The following is a 19,157-nucleotide window of genomic DNA, read 5'->3' as shown; positions in this document are numbered from 1 at the left end:
CCATCAATACACTATTACTTGTGTACTCTTTCCCTAGTATCCCCTGAATGTTTACTTCATCATAAATGTCAGCCCAAAATATTTTCATCATTGTTCTATCTTCTATGGAGCGCTTGTCAAAGTCCATGATAAAGTCCCTTTAAACTCAGAATTTACTTTCTGAAAACTTGAAGGAACTTTTAAGGCAAAGAGACTCGGCGAAGCCTTATCAATTACTACGGTATCTCCTACTTCCCCTGCAGATTTAGAATGGACGACTTGTGGATTATTAGTGAGCACTTTCCCATCGTATGAAAGATAATTCATAAACGATATGCCTCCTGACACCGGAGTATCCACACCATTATTTATAACTTCTTGAATTGGAGAACTTTGAGAAACACTGACAGTCATCATTTCTCCAGATTCATTGACAACTTTGAAGACTGCACCTGATAAAGGTTGGCCTTCACTGTCATGTTTGATTAATTCGGCTGAGCCTTGGTAGTTAACAAAGTTATCCGAGGCCGTCACTACTTTTGGCTGACCTTCTTCTTTGTCAGAAATAGTGAAATTAACCTTTTCAGTATTCAAGATATAGCCAGTTGGGGCTTGCGTTTCGATGAATGAGTAGTCACCTGGCGCCAAACCATCAATTGCTACTTTACCAGCTTTATCGGATGTCAGCCCTTCTTTAATCACTTTTCCAGATTCATTGACAACTTTGAAGATTGCACCTGATAGAGGTTGACCCTTGCTATCGTGCTTGATTAATTCGGCGGAACCTTGGTAGTTAACAAAGTTATCAGAAGCCATGACAACCTGTGGTTTTTCTTCTGATTCAGCAGAAATTGTGAAGTGAACTGGGTCTGTGTTTAATACATAACCTGTTGGAGCTTGAACTTCGATGAATGAGTAGTCACCTGGCGCTAGGCCGTCGGCAATTACTTTACCATCTTTATCGGATGTTAAATTCGTTTGAATTATTTTGCCTGATTGATCAACAACCTTGAAGACTGCACCTGATAAAGGCTGTCCTTTACTGTCATGTTTGATTAATTCAGCTGAGCCTTTATAGTTAATAAAGTTATCAGAAGCTATGACAAGCTGTGGTTTTTCTTCTGATTCAGTAGCTATTGTGAAGTGAACTGGGTCTGTATTTAATACATAACCTGTTGGAGCTTGAACTTCGATAAATGAGTAGTCACCTGGCGCTAGGCCGTCAACTATTACCTTACCGTCTTTATCGGATATTAAATTCGTTTGAATTGTCTTGCCTGATTGATCAACAACCTTGAAGATTGCACCTGATAGAGGTTGGCCTTTACTATCATGTTTGATTAATTCAGCTGAGCCTTGATAGTTAATAAAGTTATCAGAAGCCATAACAAGCTGAGGTTTCTCTTCTGATTCAGTGGCTATTGTGAAGTGAACAGGGTCTGTGTTTAATACATAACCTATTGGAGCTTGAGTTTCGATGAATGAATAGTCACCTGGCGCTAGGCCGTCAACTATTACTTTGCCATCTTTATCAGATGTTAAATTCGTTTGAATTGTTTTGCCTGATTTATCAACAACCTTGAAGATTGCACCTGATAATGGTTGACCTTTACTATCATGTTTGATTAATTCAGCTGAGCCTTGATAGTTAATAAAGTTATCAGAAGCCATCACGATTTGCGGTTGGCCTTCTGCTTGATCAGCAACCGTGAAGTGAACTGGGTCTGTATTTAATACATAACCTGTTGGAGCTTGCGTTTCGATAAATGAGTAGTCACCTGGCGCTAGGCCGTCAACTATTACTTTGCCATCTTTATCGGATGTTAAATTCGTTTGAATTGTTTTGCCTGATTTATCAACAACCTTGAAGATTGCACCTGATAAAGGTTGACCTTTACTGTCATGTTTGATTAACTCAGCTGAACCTTGATAATTCACTTTTTCCAAGTTAACATCTGAAATTATTCCCTCTTCATTTGCTTTGAGTTCAAATTCAATTGGAGTTGGGTCTAAGATATAACCTGCTGGAGCTTTCGTTTCTACAAGTGAGTACTTGCCAGGTACTAATTTTTCAATGGTAACATTTCCTGAACTATCAGAAGTAATTTGTCCATAACCCGCAACAGTTTGACCTGAGTCATCTAAGAGTTTAAATTCTGCTCCTTGAAGTGGATTTTTTACTTCTTCTCCATTTTCAATGGTCATTCCTACTTTTTTAAGTACTACTTTTGTTGGTTCGTTCTCGACTTCTTGGATAGGAAAGTTAGCTGTTTCACCATCTTCAGCGACAGTTACTTTTTTACCTTTAACCAATTCTTCATCAAGTGTGTATCCTGCTGGAGCTTTTGTTTCAATAAGAAGATAATCACCGACACGTAAGTGTCCCAGTTTCAAATCACCATTTTGGTCGGTATCTCCTTCACGGATTAATTTATCTTTTTTACCTTCATCATTAATTGACCAAAGTTGGAGATGCGCATTAGCTAGTTTTTCTTTGTCAGGACCAACTTTTTCAAAAGTAACTGACCCTTCTGAGCCATCTGCCGTCCCATCGTGATTGATTACAGGAACATCTACTTCAACATCTTTTTCAATCGTTGTTTCATTATTTCCACTAATATGAGCTTGATTACTTACGGTATCATTAGTTTTATCAGTAGTAATCAATGCCCGATATTCCACCATATAGGCTGTGTTAATTTCAGCTAAGAAATCAACAGTGATTGCTTGTGCTCCGGTGATGTTATCTGTAGTAATATCAACAGTATAGTCAACTCCTTGTTTGAGCACTGTGTTTTTATCTTCGGTAATATTTCCTGATTTATCAATTGTCGTTCCGTAAACAACGACATCTTCTGGAACAACATATTGATTTGAAGAAGGATTATCAACAACTTCAACGTCTTTCAAAGTTGATTGTGAAGCATTGACGGTAAGCGTCCAATCCACATAATCAGAATCTGAACTTGATTGTTCACCAGATTTTGAAACAAATTCACCTTCATGAGCTGCCGTGACGCTGGCAGTTAAATCATGAGAAATGTCATTATTAGTAAATGTAGCTGTATTTTTATATTCTTTTTGGTTGATGAGTTCACCAGCCAAACTGGTTTCAAAGATTAACACGTAAGCTTTGTTACTCTTGTCAGGAAGGTTAACCTTAATATCATTTTTACCTTCGGTCACTTTAATTCCTGATGTTGAAGTAACATCAGCACCTAAAGTATAAGTCCCATCACTATTAATTGTGGCTTCATAAACTTTAGCACTTCCAGAAACATATTTTTGATCCGCTGAAATTGGGTCTACTATTGAAGCATCTTTTAATTCTTGTTGATTGAAATTAGCAGCAACCGTCCATGTAATCTTTTTAGTCGTTGCATTATAGTCACCAGATTTTTGTCCATTGTACTGGAATGGTGGAAGAGGTTTAACATCTTTATGATCAGTATTTGTATGATCTCCACCCTCTTTATCATTCCAAGTCATAGAAGCATCGTTTTTAAATTTGATGTCTCCTTCATGACCACTTCCATTATCAATTGCACTGGTATCAAATTTTGTCTTGTATTTAATCTGATATTTATGATCAGTTCCTTCTTTTAAAGGAGAGTTAAAGGAAACTTGGAATCCTGTTGCAGTTTTTACTAGTGTATATTCTGTTGGTAATAGAACACGATTTCCCTCATTTTTATCAATAATTTGGAAACTATCCTCTATAAATGTAAGGCCTTGAGACATTGTGTCTTCAAGTGACCAGTTTTCCATCCAATAGCCTGCACTATTGATATCTATTTTCCAAGGAATTTCATCTTTGCTGTAGTCAATATCACCATCAACATTTTTTACTAATCCTTCTTGAGTTGCATTTCCTGTTGACCCATCTTTGTCCCCAGTATCTGTCTCTACTGAGTTCTCAATTGGCACATTTTCATCTACAATATCTTTAACCTTTGTTTGATATTCTGCTTTTACTGCATAATCGATATCTTTAAGAAATACAATTTTAAATTTTTGCGGGTCATTGGGGTCTGGAACGAGCTTATAATCTTCGCCCTCTTTTAATTCAGCCCCTTTTATTTCATTTCCATCTTTATCAAAAGTAATTTTATAGAGCTTAACACTGCCGTCCACGAGTTCAATAGCATCGCTCATTGTATCTTCAATATATGAGCCAGCTTTATGCTTTTGCTCATTATAATTATACTCAACATTCCAATTGTAAACTTGATCATCACCAGTTGAGTAAGGGCCATTTTTGGTAATCGGTCCTTTATATTCAGCATCAACTGAGGCACTTGCATCAGTATCTGTTTTTCCATCATTTAATGTGGCTGTATTTGTAAAGTTTACATTTCCGCCTTTTTCTGGAATAGTATCGTCATCAATAGATGTTGTATAAACAACATTAAAGGCTTGATCAGTCTTCGCATACTTACCGATAAATGTAATTTCCCCATTTGCATCTACCGTATAATCGGTTCCTTCAACTAAAGGATGAGCTTTATCAACTGATAGGATTTCTCCATTTGGCCCAACTGTTTCTGGATAAATGACTACTGACTTATAAGTAGTTCCAGCTGGCATTGGGTCAGTAAGAGTTGCATTCTCCATCGTATTTAATGGACGATTAATATTAATTTCCCAAATAACTTCACTAGGATTTGGGGTCTTGTCAAAGTGTCCTGATTTGTCTATCCCTTGATTATAGTCTGGGCGAACGTGAACCTCAGAAGGAGGGAAATTTTCCTCAGTTGGTGTATCAATTACAACTTCCCCAGGAATGGTTTCTTTATCAAAGTGGGCATCATAATGGAAAGTCCCATGAATATCATGTTTTGTTTCGACTTTTTCATTAAATACAAAGTGAACTGTACCATCAGCATCAATAGTATAAGTTCCGTAATCCCCTATATTTCCCATAGCTTCTTCAATTGTCACTCCATCTGGTAACTTGAAGTCAAAATAATCTCCAGCCTTTAATGGCATAATATCTTCTGGGATACTCCATGTGTAATCAATTTTAACAGCGGCGTCAATAGGGACATTAGTTTGATCAGGATACGGATTTCCGTCTTTATCAACATAAACAACCGTTCCTCCATTGATGATGGAATCGGGAGAAACACCAGCAGCATCTAGAAGGTCACGAATATTTCGACCGGCATCAGCTTGAGTTATTGTTTCTTGTTTTGTTTGTTCTTTTTTGCTTTCAGAAGTTGACTGACTCTTGCTCTCAGAAGAGTTTGTTGAAATCTCTGAATTACTTGTACTTTTAGATTCTGAAGTACTCGTTGAATTTTCTGTTGAGTCCGTCGTTGAATCAGTTGTTGGAAGAGCAACACTCACCTTTTGATTATTAAGCGTTGCTGTTAACTGATTGAGGTCTTTTAATTTTTGTTTTAGTACAGAAAAGTTAATGTTCAATTCATTGTTGCTATTCGCAGCTACAACTACCGTTAATTTGTTTTCATTAGCAGTAAAATCTGTTGTTGATTTTGCTTTATTATCTTCACTAGGTGTATTAATAGAACTGTTCAAATCGATAATTACTGTCTCATTTTGTTCAATTGGTTTTTCAACTTTAAGTGTTAAGTTAAATGACGTTAAATCAGTTTTTGCTTCTGATTCGTCTATTTTAAGTTGGCTCAGGTTAATAGCAGTATTTACGCTATCCTTAGTCAATGCTTCCGCAATCACTCCTACTGGTGTAACAATATATTGCAAAAGCAATACTAGTCCTAGAATTATAGAAGCGACTTTTTTTCTACTTTCCATAATGTCCTCCTTGTTGAGTTTTTAATCAGAAATCACACCATAGAAAGTCTTTCTTAATCATCCAATTGCGTTCCTCTGATACTAGGACATTATAACACAATATACTACAAATGTGTATTGTATTTCGTACATTTTATTTTTAAATGTTACGCTTGTTTTATATTTTTTTCTTTAAGGCTTTATAGAAAATAAGACACCATAGCTCAACCAAGCGTTTTAAATAGCATTTTTGATTTATAGGCTCTTTAAAAAAACAAATAAAAAAAATCGATTTGAAATTTAAATCAGCTTTCTAATATTGCGAAACGTAATATATAACCTACTTTAAATGACGAATGAAACAATAAATAAAATGAGATACAAGTTTACTAATAGACTTCATAAAATAGGTTATAATAGATAGATAGAAGTGAGGGCTGACATGAATTATGATGATTTTATGAAAAGTAAACATATCGCTGAACGCTGGGGAGAATTTCAAGAGAAATTTAAAAACATGGATAAATCGACTGAATTAAAGGCCTATCATGAACTTCTGACAGAGTTTTATGAATATATTCAGTATTTAGAAACTCATTTTTTTGCCGCTGATAAAACTTCTGTGGACAAAAATTTACTGACAGATTGGTCAGTAAATTCTCAAGCCTCTACAGCTTCTGCGCAAATTCCAATGACACTTTCTCCTAGTCAAGAACATCTGACAGGCGAGGAAGACCCTTGGTTTGGATTTAATGATGAATAATAATTATTTACTGACAGCTTTTGGTCAGTAAATTTTTTTATTTTTAATTCCATTATGAAAACCTTTGCAAAAGTGCTAAAATAGAGCTAGAAATGATTGTCAGTAAAAGGAGAATAGCTTATGCCTCTAAATATCTTGGATTATGACCCCTATTTGGAACCTTTCAAAGATGACTTGTCTTTACGCCTCTTTGAATTTGCTAGAACTAAGAAACGGCTTTTGGGCGTTGATGGTTCTTTAGTTGATTTTGCGAACGGCTATAAGTATTTTGGCTTTCAACAAGAAAGTAAACACTGGACTTTCCGCGAATGGGCACCAAATGCTAAAAAAGCTTGGCTTGTTGGTGACTTTAACAATTGGGAAAACAACTATGAACTAAAACAGGCTTATGGCGGGACTTGGGAAATTTCAGTTCCTGGATTATTACCTGTGGGTTCTAAAGTAAAAATAAAGTTGCTTTTGCCAACTGGAGAAGTTGTTTATCGTGTTCCTTCTTACATTATGTATGCTCTTCCTAATGAAAATCATGGTTTAGACGGGGTTATTACTCAGCCTAAGTACGAATGGAAAAATAAAAGCCCTAAACTAAGCGAAGCACCTTTGATTTATGAAGCACATATTGGGATTTCAACCGAAGAATACAAAATTAATTCTTACAAAGAATTCACGCGCGATGTTTTACCCAGAATTAAAAAAGATGGTTACAATACCATTCAGCTGATGGCAATTATGGAACACCCGCTCTATGCTAGTTTTGGTTATCAAGTTTCCAATTTTTTTGCCATCTCTAGTCGCTTTGGTCAGCCAGAAGATTTAATGGAATTGATTGATAAGGCACATGGTTTGGGTTTGCAAGTGCTTTTAGACGTGGTTCATTCACATGCTGTAAAAAATATTGAGGATGGGCTCAACTATTTTGATGGAACAGAAAATCAGTATTTTCATGAAGGCGAACGGGGAAATCATCCAGCTTGGAAGACGAAACTTTTTAATTATGGCAAAGATGAAGTCCTTCATTTTTTACTATCAAATCTAAAATTTTGGCTAGACATTTATCATTTCGATGGTTTTCGTTTTGATGGAGTAACCTCAATGCTTTATCATGACCATGGTTTAGGAACTGCTTTTACAGATTATAGTAAGTATTTTTCACTTAATACAGATGTTGAAGCCGTGACATATTTGATGCTGGCTAATGAACTAACTCATCTCTTTAATCCATCAGCAACAACAATCGCCGAAGACATGTCTGCCATGCCTGGGATGGCACTACCTATCTCGGCTGGCGGAATTGGTTTTGATTATCGTTTGTCAATGGGAATTCCTGATTTTTGGATTAAACAATTGAAAGAAAAAACAGATAATAGTTTAGATTTGCTAAGTTTATGGTGGGAATTGACGACCAGACGACCTGGAGAAAAAAATATCGGTTATTCAGAAAGTCATGATCAAGCTTTAGTTGGAGATAAAACACTGATGATGTGGCTAGCTAATGAAGAAATCTATTGGAACATGGACATCAATAGTCAATCTCTGATTATTGACCGCGCCATTGCCCTCCATAAGTTAATTCGATTGATCACTTTTAGTCTAGCAGGTGAAGGTTATTTAAATTTCATGGGAAACGAATTTGGTCATCCTGAATGGCTTGACTTCCCTCGAGAAGAAAATCATGATGATTTTCAACATGCTAGAAGACAATGGTCACTTGCTGATAACGAAAATTTACGTTTCAAATATTTACTGGCATTTGACCAAGCCATGCTCAATTTAGAACATGATTTCAAATTTTTAGAAAGTACAGATCCTGTTCAACAGCTTTGGATTAAGGATTCGGATAAATTACTGGCATACAAAAAAGGACAATTAGTTTTTGTCTTTAATTTCCACCCTAGTTATGAGCAAAAACTTCAGCTCCAATTTTCTAAAAAACCAGAACTTATCTTTGACAGTGATGATCAAAAATTCGGGGGATTTGGTCCTAGAAGTAGTTTTGGTTGGTCAAAAGGAACTTTAAATTTGATTCTTGAACCTAGAACAGCGATGGTGTTTAAAATTAAATAATAAAAAAACCTGTCAAATGACAGGTTTTTTTACTGACAGAAATCCGAAAAGTCTGTCAGTAATTTCTAAAATGCATTTAAATTTGGTTCCATCAAAGTCCAGAGATTTTCAAATTGCGTTTGAAATTGATCGTCCCACTGAGGGGCAATTTTCGGGTGGTGAAAATAAACGAAAGCTTGGATATAAGCGCCAGCCTCCTCATAAGATTCTAGTTTTGCCGCCGTTTTTAAACTCTCTACCATTTCTAAAATATGTTGGCGTCCCAATTCTAAGTTCTCACCAATATAAGTAGTATATAGAGCAAACATTTCTGGTGTATTTCTGTGGGCTTCGTACTTGGCAATAGCTACTGACCAAAGCCAATCATGGACAATATCTTTTTGATGCTCATAAGAACTTGTATCAAAAGGAAAAATTTTGACAAGCGTCTGACCATTAAGCCAACGAAGTGATAGAATGGTCAAAAGTTCATCTTTACTTTTAAAATGTTTATAAATCGCTGGCTGACTAATATTCAATTCTTTGGCAATTTTTGAAATGGTCAACTTTTCAATTCCATTTTTTAGGATAAATTCTTCTGTCTTCTTTAATATTTTTTCACGTGTGTTCATAAATTAATTGTAACACAAGTTATAATTCTTGACAAATATAACTTTCTGGTTTATAATTCATTTTGTTGGTTATAAAAACAAAAAATAATAACCTTTATCAATAGTTAAGGAGAAATCATGACATTTACAGGACATACCATTTTAATCACAGGCGGTACAAGCGGGATTGGTCTAGGTTTTGCAAAAAAATTTGCTGAATTAGGAAATAAAGTTATCATCACTGCACGCAATGAAGATAGACTCAATCAAATTTTAAGCGAAAATCCAACTTTTTCAGGATTTGTCAGTGATGTTGCTGACGAAAATTCTCTGTCCCAATTGGTCAATTTCATCAATGAAAATTTCCCTAAGCTTGACCTTCTCATGAATTGTGCCGGAATTATGCGTGCCATCAATTTGTTTGAACAAGCTGACAATTCTCTAGAAGCACTGACAGAAGAAATTAATATTAACTTACTAGGAACTATTGCTGTCACACAAGCCTTTTTGGAAGTTCTTGTCGCAAATAATGGGAGGGTCATTAACGTTTCATCTGGCTTATCAAATCTGGCTGACGGTGCGCATCCTATTTACAATTTGACCAAAGCTAGTGTTCATTTTTACTCTGATGCCCTTCGAGAACAAGCCAAATATTTTGATAAAGCTTTAAAGGTTGTAGAATTAGTTCCACCATTAGTTGCCGAAACAAATCTTGAAAGCCATACAAATACTGACGCACCTAATAACATGGCCCTTTCGGATTTGATTAATGAAACTTTAGCCGGACTTGAAAATGGCTTAGAGCGAATTGATGCTGGTTTTTCCAAACAGCTTCACCAAATGGGAAAAGTTAATAGTGACGAAAACACCAAACTTCTCTCTAATCAAATGCTCAGTAACTATTTTCCAAAAAACAAAGAATAAGGGAGAAAAATGTCACTTAATCCACTCCAAATGCACAACACCAAAAAAGAGCTCCGTCAAAACTTTGAGCTCACAGGACTCAGCAAATCTGAAATTGCTAATGATTTAAAAATTAGCGAAGTCAAACTTGAAAAAATTTTCAAACTTAAACAAAGAACACTAGAAGACACTTGGATTTTAAGAAATTACTTGCTAGAAAAAGTTGAAAATGCTGGTCAAGAACCTGTTTCCTTTACTGCTTTAGCGGGAGATTGGCACCGCCACTGGTTTTTAAATGCTGATTTAATTGACCATCAACAAATATCTAAGGGCGACAACTAGAAATTAAAGGAGAAATACAATGAAAACACTCATCACAGGTGCAAATAAAGGAATTGGTTTTGCTCTTGCGCAAAATCTCGGTCATCGTGGCTATGAAGTTTTAGTCGGAGCTCGTAATGAGACTCGTGGACAAGAAGCCGTTGAAAAATTGAAAGCCGAAGGAATCAATGCGGAATTTGTCAAAGTTGATTTAGATGACTTAAATCAATTAACTAGCCTGTCAGCACTGACAGACATTGACTTACTCATTAATAATGCTGGAATTTCTGGTAATATTCATTCAGATAAAGGACATCTTGATATGGAAAAATCAGCTTTTGATTATTCTAGTTCTGACTTAGAAGAAACAATCAAGACCAACTTTTTGGGAACACATGCAGTGATTACAGAACTCCTCCCACATTCACTGACCGAAAATGCTAAAATTATTAACATCACCGTACCCGTTTCTCAGGAATATTGGATGCCGCTGGCCTATGTCACTTCAAAAGCCGCTCAGAATGCCATGACTTTTGCTTTTGGTCATCAATTTAAAAAAGACAAATCACAAAAACAAATTTTTGCTGTCATGCCTGGGGCTGTTGCAACAGATTTAAATGGCGCAAAAGTTGGTGACAGTCCTTTTGTCAAATCTCCAGAAGAAACAGCTCAAATGATTAGTAAATTTATTTTTGATGACAAAAATCACAATGCTCAAATTATCAATTTTGATGGAACAATATATGATAACTATGAACCAGGCTTACGTAACAAAGTGATTAAAGACGTCGCTAAAAATGGCTTGAAGCGTAAATTTAAAAAATAAATGAAAAAATTACTGACAGATTGGTCAGTAATTTTTATATTTACAATCTATTCGTAAAAAAATCTTAATATTTATGATAAAATAATTTTATGGAAAAAGAACGTTTTTTAGCCTTTACCGATGCTATCATCGCTATCATTGCAACAATTATGGTTTTAGAATTTAAAACCCCTGATAAAAGCGGCTGGCCAGCCCTGACAGAATTAACTGTTCCACTTTTGGCCTATGCCTTGAGCTTTTTTATGATTATGACCGTCTGGTACAATCATCATCAACTTTATCGCGACATTAAAAATATTACTCCTCGAATTTTCTTATTGAATACCCTTTGGCTATTCATCATGTCATTTTTCCCATTTACTACCGGTTGGGTCGGAAAACATGCAACTGAATTTCTTCCTGAGTTCTTCTATCTCGTCATTGTTTTTCTCTGGACAGCCGTCTTTCATCTCATGGATTATGAACTCCTCAAAGAAAATCCAGATAAAGAATACAAAGAGCTTACGCATAGTATTTCCCGCAGAAATATCTTCATCATATTAGGAATATCCCTTCCAATTGTTTGGTTTTGGCCTCCTATTGGCTTGGTTTGCGTGGCCATGCTCGGTGCTCTAGCCTTAGCCAGCTTTTTTAAAAAATAAAAGCCGTCAGTTAATGACAGCTTTTTATTTTAATCTTCTTGTTCATCCATGAAACTATTGAAGACTTCTTCAATCATATCCCATTCATCTTCAGCATCTTCAGGGATTGGTTGTAAATCACCTTCAGTACCGTCAGCATTCTCAGTAAATGAGTAAGCTAAAACGTCAATAAGACCTTGTTCATCTTCTTCAAATTCAGTCGGTTGTAAAACAACATAGTTTTTACCAAATTCTTCTTGTCCATCAATGGTAATCAAAATTTGGAATAAACTTTCATTTCCGTTTTCATCAACTAAAGTAATATAGTCAGGTTCATGATTGTGGTCATGTTCGTGATCATGTGTATGAGTCATTCTATTTCCTTTTCTTCATCCTTAATTATAGGAAGTTTTTGCTACTTATAACAAAACAAGCAGACTTATTATCACTGACAGGCTCGTCAGTAATCAAAAATTATAATTTTAATGCGTGCGCATCCAGATAATTTTGTAAAATCAAAACAGCAGCTAACTTATCAATCGATTTTTTTCGGTCTTTGCGGCGTACTCCACCGTCAATTAAAACTTTTTCAGCCTGAGCTGTAGTCAGACGTTCATCTTGATAGGCTACTTCTAAGCCAAATTCATTGGCCAACTTTGTTCCATAATCACGCGAAGCTTCAGCACGAATGCCTTCATCTCCGTTCATATGTTTTGGAAGACCAAGAACCACCTTTTCAGGTTTGTATTCTTTAATCAAGACAGCTAGACGATCAAAACCGAGCTCACCAGCTTCACTATCAATCTTAATGGTTTCAACAGGCTGAGCGGTCATCCCAAGTAAATCACTGACAGACACACCCACCGTTTTTGTACCAACATCAAGACCTAAAATTCGTGCAAACACTATAAATTTACACCATTATCTTTCAAATAATTCTTGATTAATTCCTCAACAATATCATCTCGGTCAAAACGGCGAATTTTATTACGCGCATCATCATGACGAGGGATATAAGCAGGGTCTCCCGACAAAACATAACCCACGATTTGATTGATAGGATTGTAACCCTTAGCCTCAAGTACATTGTAAACATCAACGAGTGTTTCGCCAATTTCTTTCTTGTCCGAATCACCAAATTCAAAACGGACTGTTTCATCTGTAAAACTCATAAGACACCTCCTTTAAATTTATCTGTAAAAAGCCAGATCAAACTAAAAACTAATAATTTCACTTCTGTCAGTTACTTAACTTTCTCATCTTTAGAGAACTTTACATTTTCTAATACTGACAGAAATATCTCATTAAAAATTTCTTAGATACATGTTAATTATACGTTATTTTTTGCCTGAATTCAACCGTTTTCTCTAGTAAAGTAAACAAAAGTCTTTAGAAAAGACTTTTAAATAAAATATGAATTCTAATTTGAAAAATCACCAAATAATGTACATTACAGTCCTATCGACTCAAGGCACCAAGAAATTTAGCAAATAAGGCAAATAATTATTGATCAAGTTTATCGAACTGTGAAGAATAATACTCTCCCCAATTGCTTTACGTCGATGATAAGCCAAAGTAACAACCAAACTTATCGGCAAATAAAAAAAGAATGAATAAGTAAAACCAGTATGTATCCATGCAAACACAACGACACTTACAAAGCAAGCCAACCATTTTTTATCGAAAAGTCGATAAAGATATTCACGAAAAATAAGTTCCTCACAAATCGGCCCAATTACAAATAAATCTAAAGAGTGTGTCCAAAACGGAGTCCGTGCAAGATAGTTTGCTACGTCCACACCATGTTCTGGGAATGCCTCCAAAGCAGGCGTCATTTGAAAATATAATTTATGCGCTAACGCAATAAAAACAACCCCACCAATAATAAAAAATAAGATAAATAATAGATTTTTCCAACGAAAAATATCAAAAAACTTTCTAAAAGCTCCATTTTTGTAAGCAATAATCATTATTAGAGAAAAAGTTAAAATATCCACCGCTCCATAATGATTAAAAGTAAAATCATAAAAACCAGTCGGAAAAATACCTAAACTAGGTTCCCAACCATTGTAAAGCACTACCGTTACTAGTAAAACTAGAAGCATTTTTAATTTAGTCTGTGACCATTTTTTCATAAGCTCAACCATAAAATCTTCCTAAAAAAGGTTGTTAAATCATATTAACAATCCTTCATTCAAAAATAAAATAGGATTAGCAAAAAATATTAATAATGAGAATAAAGATCTCCTTCAGGACCAATATCAAGTAATGGTGAAAGCCAGCTTTGATAATAACTATCCACCCCATTTCCCCCACTAATCTCCATCAATTCAGCATCAGTCAATGTTTCAAACACTTCAAAAATCTTTTGTCCTTCCATAAGAACACACTTTCTAGTCCGATTTGGACTTTTTTGAGCATTTTCAGTCGATGTGCACTTCTACTAAAATCACCCATTAATTTTTCAAATATCCGTAACTAATTACAAGTATATTTTATTCTTGTCTGAATATTTGGTCAATAGTCTTTTAGTATTCTTTTTGTGTACTTTAGTTTTTACTTTCTCTCTTTCAATAGAGCATCTATTGAACACTCAAATAAGTTTGACATCTCTTGAAGCAGCGTCAAATTTGGCTGTCTCCTACCATGTTCCCAGTTGCAAACTGCTTGTTTACTCGTAAATAATAATTTCCCTAGTTCTTCTTGTGTCCACCCTGCTTCTAGCCTTTTTTGTCGGAGATTATCAGAAAATCCACCTCCCGAAACTCCTAGTAGTTCATCATCTGTTAAATCTTCAAAATTCAATAACTTAAACGAATGATTAGAGTCTTTGTTTATTGTTATTTCTTTAAAATACTTTAAAAATTTCATCAAAACCTCTTCAACATAGTTAAATAAAAAAACTAGCTATTAATTGCTAGTTTTTTATTCTTATTAGATTTAAGGCAGAATATTTCCAGCCGCCATATACAAATCATACCATTCTTCACGTTCCAAAACGATATCTGCTGCAGCTGCAATTTCTTTAATTCGATTCAAAGTCATTGTTCCAATGATCGTTTGAATATTTGCTGGATGGCGATTAATCCAAGCAATAGCAATTCCCGTTGGACTAGAATTATATTTTTCAGCATAATATTCCAATTTTTTATTCAAATCAGGGAATTTTTCGTTCCCAACAAAAACTCCTTCAAAGAAGCCATATTGGAAAGGTGACCAAGCCTGAATTGTCATTTTATTAATACGAGAATATTCTAAAATTCCATTATCATGGACAAAGGAAGCATCATCACTCATATTGACATGAATACCAGCATCAATCATACCTGTATGTTTCAAACCAAACTGTAATTGATTGAATAACAAAGGTTCTTTCACGGCTGTTTTTAAAAGTTCAACCTGACCTGGATTTTGATTAGAGACTCCAAAATAACGTACTTTTCCAGCTTTTTCAAGCTCATAAAAAGCTTCTGCTACCTCTTCAGGTTCAACCAAAGTATCTGGACGATGCAAGAGCAAAGTATCCAAGTAGTCCGTCTTTAAGCGACTCAGACTTCCTTCAACCGATTCAAGGATATGTTCTTTTGAAAAGTCAAACATTTTTCCTGGAACAATACCACATTTTGACTGTAAAATAATATCTTCTCGTTTGACTGATGATTTGTTTAAGGCATCAGCAAAAATCGATTCACAAGCTCCACCACCATAGATATCCGCATGGTCAAAGAAATTAATTCCTTCTTCAACTGAAGTTTCAATTACAGCAACAGGGTCTTTTCCTTCTTCATTAATTCTCATACATCCTAGAATAATTTGAGAAGCTTCAAGTTCACCAATCTTAAATGTTTTCACGATAAAAATCTCCTTATCAGATATGAAATTTTACCTTATACTTCAATTACTAAAGGAAAACTCCATTAATTAATCAATAAAGCTATTATACCACAATAAATGAAACCGTTTAACAAATTTTTTTTTAAATAAAAAAACCAGCATCTGCTGGTTTCTATTTCATTTACAAATTAAACTGTAAGTGAAGCACGTCCTTTACGACGACGAGCTGCAAGGACACGACGTCCGTTTTTAGTTGCCATGCGGCTACGGAATCCGTGAGTAGTCTTACGAGATTTTTTGTGTGGTTGGTAAGTACGTTTCATTATATAAGTCCCTGGGCTACTTCACTTTTGGTTGAAAGTAGCTCCACCTTTTCGGTGTTCCTTTCATCTTAGTTTACTGCTATTAAAAGCATACCTTACAATTCTACACTATGAAAGGTCTTTTGTCAAGACTAAATCTCTTTAGCTACAACAATATAGCGATTATATTCCTGTCCTTCTGAATGACTTGACACACCATTTTCTTGACCAATAATCGTGTGAACAATTTTACGCTCATTAGATTGTAAATCATTGATATAAACAGTTTCACCACCACGCGCACGTTCTGCCGCACGATGAGCAAGGCTTACGATATAAGCTTTCCGTTTTTCATGATAATCACCTACATTAACAGCAATATTCATTCGTGTATTCAAAATACTATTGGCATAAGCTTTTGCTAAAATTTGTAAACTTTGTAAAATTTTACCATGCTTACCAATAAGTAGAGCATCATGGTTAGAAGTCAAGTTAAAGACTGTCAAATTCCCATCACGAGAAACTGAAACGCGAGTCGCAATTCCCATTTCTTGTGTGATAGTTGTCAAATAGCTCGAAATTTTTGAAGCAATTTTTTCTTCTTCATTTGAAACTTCTTTTTTAGCTTCAACTTCTTCTTTAACAGCTGCAACAACATCAGAAAGATCTGTTGTTCCTTGGCGATTTTGAACAACTGTTTTTTTGGCCACTTCAATAATCGCATTACGCTCTTCTTCAGTGATTTCGCCGTTTTGTTCTCTCTCAGCCGCACGAACCGCTTTAACAACTTGACTTAGCTCAAGCGTTGCTTCCATTGCGGATTGTGATTTAGGAACGCCAAGATTAATTGTATCATCTACACCACGTTCAGCCAAATGATCAGCCTTACGCACCGTTTCTTCATGGATTGGCTCAATATTAACCCGAGCCCGTTTCTTTCCAAATCCTAAGAAACCTTTTTTCTCTTTTTGTTCAATATGAATATGAACATTCTCGCGCTTAACGCCTAATCGATTTAAACCACGATCAATTGCATCTTCGACCGTTTCACCAGTAAAAATAGCCATAATCAAACTACTCCTGTCATATGATAAAGCCTATTGACAATTTCTAGCACAACTTCCAATTAAAATAAAAACTGCCAATGGTATTTTTTATTTTTTTCTTGCCTTCTTCAATGCTTTCTCACGAGCTTTAACTTTATCTTTTTCGACCTGTACCTTAGCTTCTCGCGCTGCAATAATCTTGTATGGATTAGCTAACAACATCGTTTGAAAGACTTGGAAAGCATTAGATATTACCCAGTAAAGTGCAATTCCGGACGCAAAGTTTACACCCATAATCAAGATGAAAATCGGCATAATATAAGTCATTGAAGTCGTCATTGCATTTCTTTCAGGAGCAGACTTCATCATTAAATATGAGCTCAAGAAAGTAAAGATTGCTGCCAATATAGGTAAAATAAAAGTTGGATCTTTTGCTCCAATTTCAAACCAGAGGAAAGTTCCGTGTTTCAAAAAGTCTACACGAGACAAGGCTTGATAAAGTGCCCAAAGCACTGGCATCTGAACAACCAAAGGTAAACATCCCATATAAGGGTTAACTTTGTTTTCAGCATAAAGTTTTTGAATCTCTTCATTCATCAAACGACGAGATTCCATATCTTTGCTTGGATATTTAGCCTGAATTTTTTTAATTTCTGGCTGAATTTCTTGCATACGTTGGCTAGATTTGATTTGGATATTCATCAACGGGAGCAATGCTGCCCGAATAATAATTGTGAATAAAATAATACCAACTCCGGTCAAACCACCAAATGACAAGAAACGAATAACCTGTGCAAAGCCATATACAATTTGATCCCAAAGATTGCTTGAACCACTTGTTACTGCCGTAGTTCCACAGGCTGTAAGTAACAAAAGAGCAGCTCCCGCCATTGCGATCAAACTAAATTTCTTTTTCAATCGTTTTCTCCATCCACATAGATTTTTGACAATTTCAACACGTGTTTTAGGTTTTTCTTTACTTCTTCAAAACTAAGTGTTTCAACACCCGAACGAGCGATGACTACAAAATCTTCATTTACCAAATAAGGTTTAAATTCAGCTACCGCATGACGTAACAAACGCTTAATTCGATTACGCAAAACCGCATGTCCAAGTTTCTTACTTACTGATAAACCTACACGAAAATGAGGCTGATTTGCATTTAATTTGTATACTACAAACCTTTTATTGGCAAAGCTATGTTTCGCTGAAAAAATTTGGTCAAAATCCTTTGAGCGTTTAACGCGATATGTTTTTTTTATAGCCAAGCCACTCTCTCCCATTTTAGAAATTATCGTACTAATTTTATCATAAAGTTGCTAAAAAGTCACTATTTCAAATGAAAACGTTCTTTTAGCGGAAATTTCTCTTAATTGCTTTTTTACTATAAGTTTTTCATCAACAAAAGTATTTTATGTATTACGAACACTATCAAGTGTACTAAGTAAATGGTTTACCATGTAAGTAAAAGATTCTTCCTTAGAAATTGAACCCGATTGACGAAAATAGCCCAACTGTGTCAATGTAATAAAACCATGCAATGTTGACCTAAACATTCGACTAATATGAAAATTCTCTTCTTCTGATAAATTAAAATTTTCTAAACTACGACGAACCAAGCGAATATTTTCCTTTGCTAAATATTCAAGTTCACCATTATTTGTCTGATGTATCACATTAATCAATTCATAAACTGCTTCATATTTTTCGGCAAATTTTTTATAGCTTTCAGCATAAGCTCTAAGAGCGGCTAAAGGCGTCAAGCCTACCATTGCGTGAGTCAATTCATGATTTAGTTCTTTTTGTAAGTAAACTGCAGTCGCTACTCGGACTTCTTCCATATTTTTAAAATGATTATAAAGTGACGGAGCTTTAATTCCAAAATATTCTGCTAAACGGGGGAAACTCACATTAGAGAGTCCAATTTCACTAGCTAACTTGATTGTCGCTTGAACAATTTTATCGCGGGTTAATGCAATCCTTGCCATAATAGGATTCCTTTCAGTACTTTCTGATTAGAAAGTTTTCTTGAAGTTTGAGATTTTTTTCATCTCAAAGCATCTTATTTCAGTATAAAACTATTCACTCTCTTTTTCAAGTGATGATTCGTCATTGACAAACTACGAACAATAGTTTTATAATATTATTATGA

General features: G+C 35.2%; 20 protein-coding genes. 6 read left to right on the top strand and 14 right to left on the bottom strand.

The genetic code is table 11. The annotated features are described in order from the left end of the window. Positions 1 to 102: 102 nt before the first annotated feature. Positions 103 to 5,757, bottom strand: coding sequence for a SpaA isopeptide-forming pilin-related protein (locus RSC39_RS00700; RefSeq protein WP_332534362.1), 5,655 nt, complete (start codon positions 5,755 to 5,757; stop codon positions 103 to 105). A gap of 421 nt (positions 5,758 to 6,178) precedes the next feature. On the opposite strand from RSC39_RS00700, the gene RSC39_RS00695 reads away from it, so the two are divergent. Together RSC39_RS00695 and RSC39_RS00690 are read left to right on the top strand one after the other, a co-directional pair. Next, positions 6,179 to 6,499: a hypothetical protein gene (locus tag RSC39_RS00695; RefSeq protein WP_332534360.1), complete on the top strand. Its 321-nt coding sequence runs from the start codon at positions 6,179 to 6,181 to the stop codon at positions 6,497 to 6,499. A gap of 120 nt (positions 6,500 to 6,619) precedes the next feature. Further along, entirely contained in the window at positions 6,620 to 8,563 is a 1,944-nt protein-coding gene (locus RSC39_RS00690) for an alpha-amylase family glycosyl hydrolase (RefSeq protein ID WP_011834250.1), read from the top strand. 65 nt (positions 8,564 to 8,628) lie between these two features. On the opposite strand, the gene RSC39_RS00685 is transcribed toward RSC39_RS00690, so the two are convergent. After that, on the bottom strand, positions 8,629 to 9,174 hold the full coding sequence (locus RSC39_RS00685; protein ID WP_332534358.1) for a TetR/AcrR family transcriptional regulator: 546 nt from the start codon (positions 9,172 to 9,174) through the stop codon (positions 8,629 to 8,631). A 117-nt stretch (positions 9,175 to 9,291) separates the two neighbouring features. On the opposite strand from RSC39_RS00685, the gene RSC39_RS00680 reads away from it, so the two are divergent. The 4 genes from RSC39_RS00680 to RSC39_RS00665 all read left to right on the top strand — a co-directional run bounded on the left by RSC39_RS00680 (position 9,292) and on the right by RSC39_RS00665 (position 11,844). Then, positions 9,292 to 10,077, top strand: a complete 786-nt coding sequence (locus RSC39_RS00680) for an SDR family oxidoreductase (protein ID WP_063282043.1) — start codon at positions 9,292 to 9,294, stop codon at positions 10,075 to 10,077. Positions 10,078 to 10,086: 9 nt separating this feature from the next. Next, on the top strand, positions 10,087 to 10,398 hold the full coding sequence (locus tag RSC39_RS00675) for a DUF2316 family protein (protein WP_332534355.1): 312 nt from the start codon (positions 10,087 to 10,089) through the stop codon (positions 10,396 to 10,398). 19 nt (positions 10,399 to 10,417) lie between these two features. Next, entirely contained in the window at positions 10,418 to 11,203 is a 786-nt protein-coding gene (locus RSC39_RS00670; protein ID WP_046781351.1) for an SDR family NAD(P)-dependent oxidoreductase, read from the top strand. A gap of 89 nt (positions 11,204 to 11,292) precedes the next feature. Beyond that, the gene (locus RSC39_RS00665; RefSeq protein WP_332534352.1) at positions 11,293 to 11,844 is read left to right on the top strand and encodes a TMEM175 family protein; all 552 of its coding nucleotides are present in this window, start codon (positions 11,293 to 11,295) and stop codon (positions 11,842 to 11,844) included. A 29-nt stretch (positions 11,845 to 11,873) separates the two neighbouring features. Here the strand turns inward: RSC39_RS00665 and RSC39_RS00660 are convergent, their stop codons facing one another. The 12 genes from RSC39_RS00660 to RSC39_RS00605 all read right to left on the bottom strand — a co-directional run bounded on the left by RSC39_RS00660 (position 11,874) and on the right by RSC39_RS00605 (position 18,993). Then, positions 11,874 to 12,197 (bottom strand): DUF1292 domain-containing protein, encoded by a 324-nt coding sequence (locus RSC39_RS00660; protein ID WP_003131822.1) that lies wholly within the window; start codon positions 12,195 to 12,197, stop codon positions 11,874 to 11,876. A 100-nt stretch (positions 12,198 to 12,297) separates the two neighbouring features. Further along, positions 12,298 to 12,729, bottom strand: a complete 432-nt coding sequence (gene ruvX, locus RSC39_RS00655) for a Holliday junction resolvase RuvX (RefSeq protein WP_021036560.1) — start codon at positions 12,727 to 12,729, stop codon at positions 12,298 to 12,300. Next, positions 12,729 to 12,995: an IreB family regulatory phosphoprotein gene (locus RSC39_RS00650; protein WP_003131820.1), complete on the bottom strand. Its 267-nt coding sequence runs from the start codon at positions 12,993 to 12,995 to the stop codon at positions 12,729 to 12,731. The genes ruvX and RSC39_RS00650 overlap by 1 nt, the downstream gene beginning before the upstream one ends. Positions 12,996 to 13,289: 294 nt before the next feature. Then, entirely contained in the window at positions 13,290 to 13,970 is a 681-nt protein-coding gene (locus RSC39_RS00645; RefSeq protein WP_332534349.1) for a lysostaphin resistance A-like protein, read from the bottom strand. Positions 13,971 to 14,047: 77 nt separating this feature from the next. Further along, positions 14,048 to 14,203 carry a bacteriocin gene (locus RSC39_RS00640; RefSeq protein ID WP_332534347.1) on the bottom strand — a complete coding sequence of 52 codons (156 nt, stop codon included), beginning with the start codon at positions 14,201 to 14,203 and terminating at the stop codon, positions 14,048 to 14,050. A gap of 176 nt (positions 14,204 to 14,379) precedes the next feature. After that, entirely contained in the window at positions 14,380 to 14,694 is a 315-nt protein-coding gene (locus RSC39_RS00635; RefSeq protein ID WP_332534345.1) for a helix-turn-helix transcriptional regulator, read from the bottom strand. Between the two features lie 69 nt (positions 14,695 to 14,763). Further along, positions 14,764 to 15,675 carry an aldo/keto reductase gene (locus RSC39_RS00630; RefSeq protein ID WP_063282049.1) on the bottom strand — a complete coding sequence of 304 codons (912 nt, stop codon included), beginning with the start codon at positions 15,673 to 15,675 and terminating at the stop codon, positions 14,764 to 14,766. A 170-nt stretch (positions 15,676 to 15,845) separates the two neighbouring features. Then, positions 15,846 to 15,980 carry a 50S ribosomal protein L34 gene (gene rpmH / locus RSC39_RS00625; RefSeq protein ID WP_003131818.1) on the bottom strand — a complete coding sequence of 45 codons (135 nt, stop codon included), beginning with the start codon at positions 15,978 to 15,980 and terminating at the stop codon, positions 15,846 to 15,848. Between the two features lie 131 nt (positions 15,981 to 16,111). Further along, positions 16,112 to 17,026, bottom strand: a complete 915-nt coding sequence (gene jag, locus RSC39_RS00620) for an RNA-binding cell elongation regulator Jag/EloR (protein WP_332534343.1) — start codon at positions 17,024 to 17,026, stop codon at positions 16,112 to 16,114. An 87-nt stretch (positions 17,027 to 17,113) separates the two neighbouring features. Beyond that, positions 17,114 to 17,923 (bottom strand): YidC/Oxa1 family membrane protein insertase, encoded by an 810-nt coding sequence (locus RSC39_RS00615; RefSeq protein ID WP_063282051.1) that lies wholly within the window; start codon positions 17,921 to 17,923, stop codon positions 17,114 to 17,116. Next, positions 17,920 to 18,288: a ribonuclease P protein component gene (gene rnpA / locus RSC39_RS00610; RefSeq protein ID WP_196756667.1), complete on the bottom strand. Its 369-nt coding sequence runs from the start codon at positions 18,286 to 18,288 to the stop codon at positions 17,920 to 17,922. The genes RSC39_RS00615 and rnpA overlap by 4 nt, the downstream gene beginning before the upstream one ends. 129 nt (positions 18,289 to 18,417) lie before the next feature. Then, positions 18,418 to 18,993: a TetR/AcrR family transcriptional regulator gene (locus tag RSC39_RS00605; RefSeq protein ID WP_332534336.1), complete on the bottom strand. Its 576-nt coding sequence runs from the start codon at positions 18,991 to 18,993 to the stop codon at positions 18,418 to 18,420. Between the last annotated feature and the right edge of the window lie 164 nt (positions 18,994 to 19,157).

The organism is Lactococcus sp. (assembly GCF_036648155.1).
GTDB classification, from domain to species: Bacteria; Bacillota; Bacilli; order Lactobacillales; family Streptococcaceae; genus Lactococcus; species Lactococcus cremoris.
The sequence above is the reverse complement of the archived record's forward strand: the minus strand, read 5'-3'. Positions and strand labels throughout refer to the sequence as shown.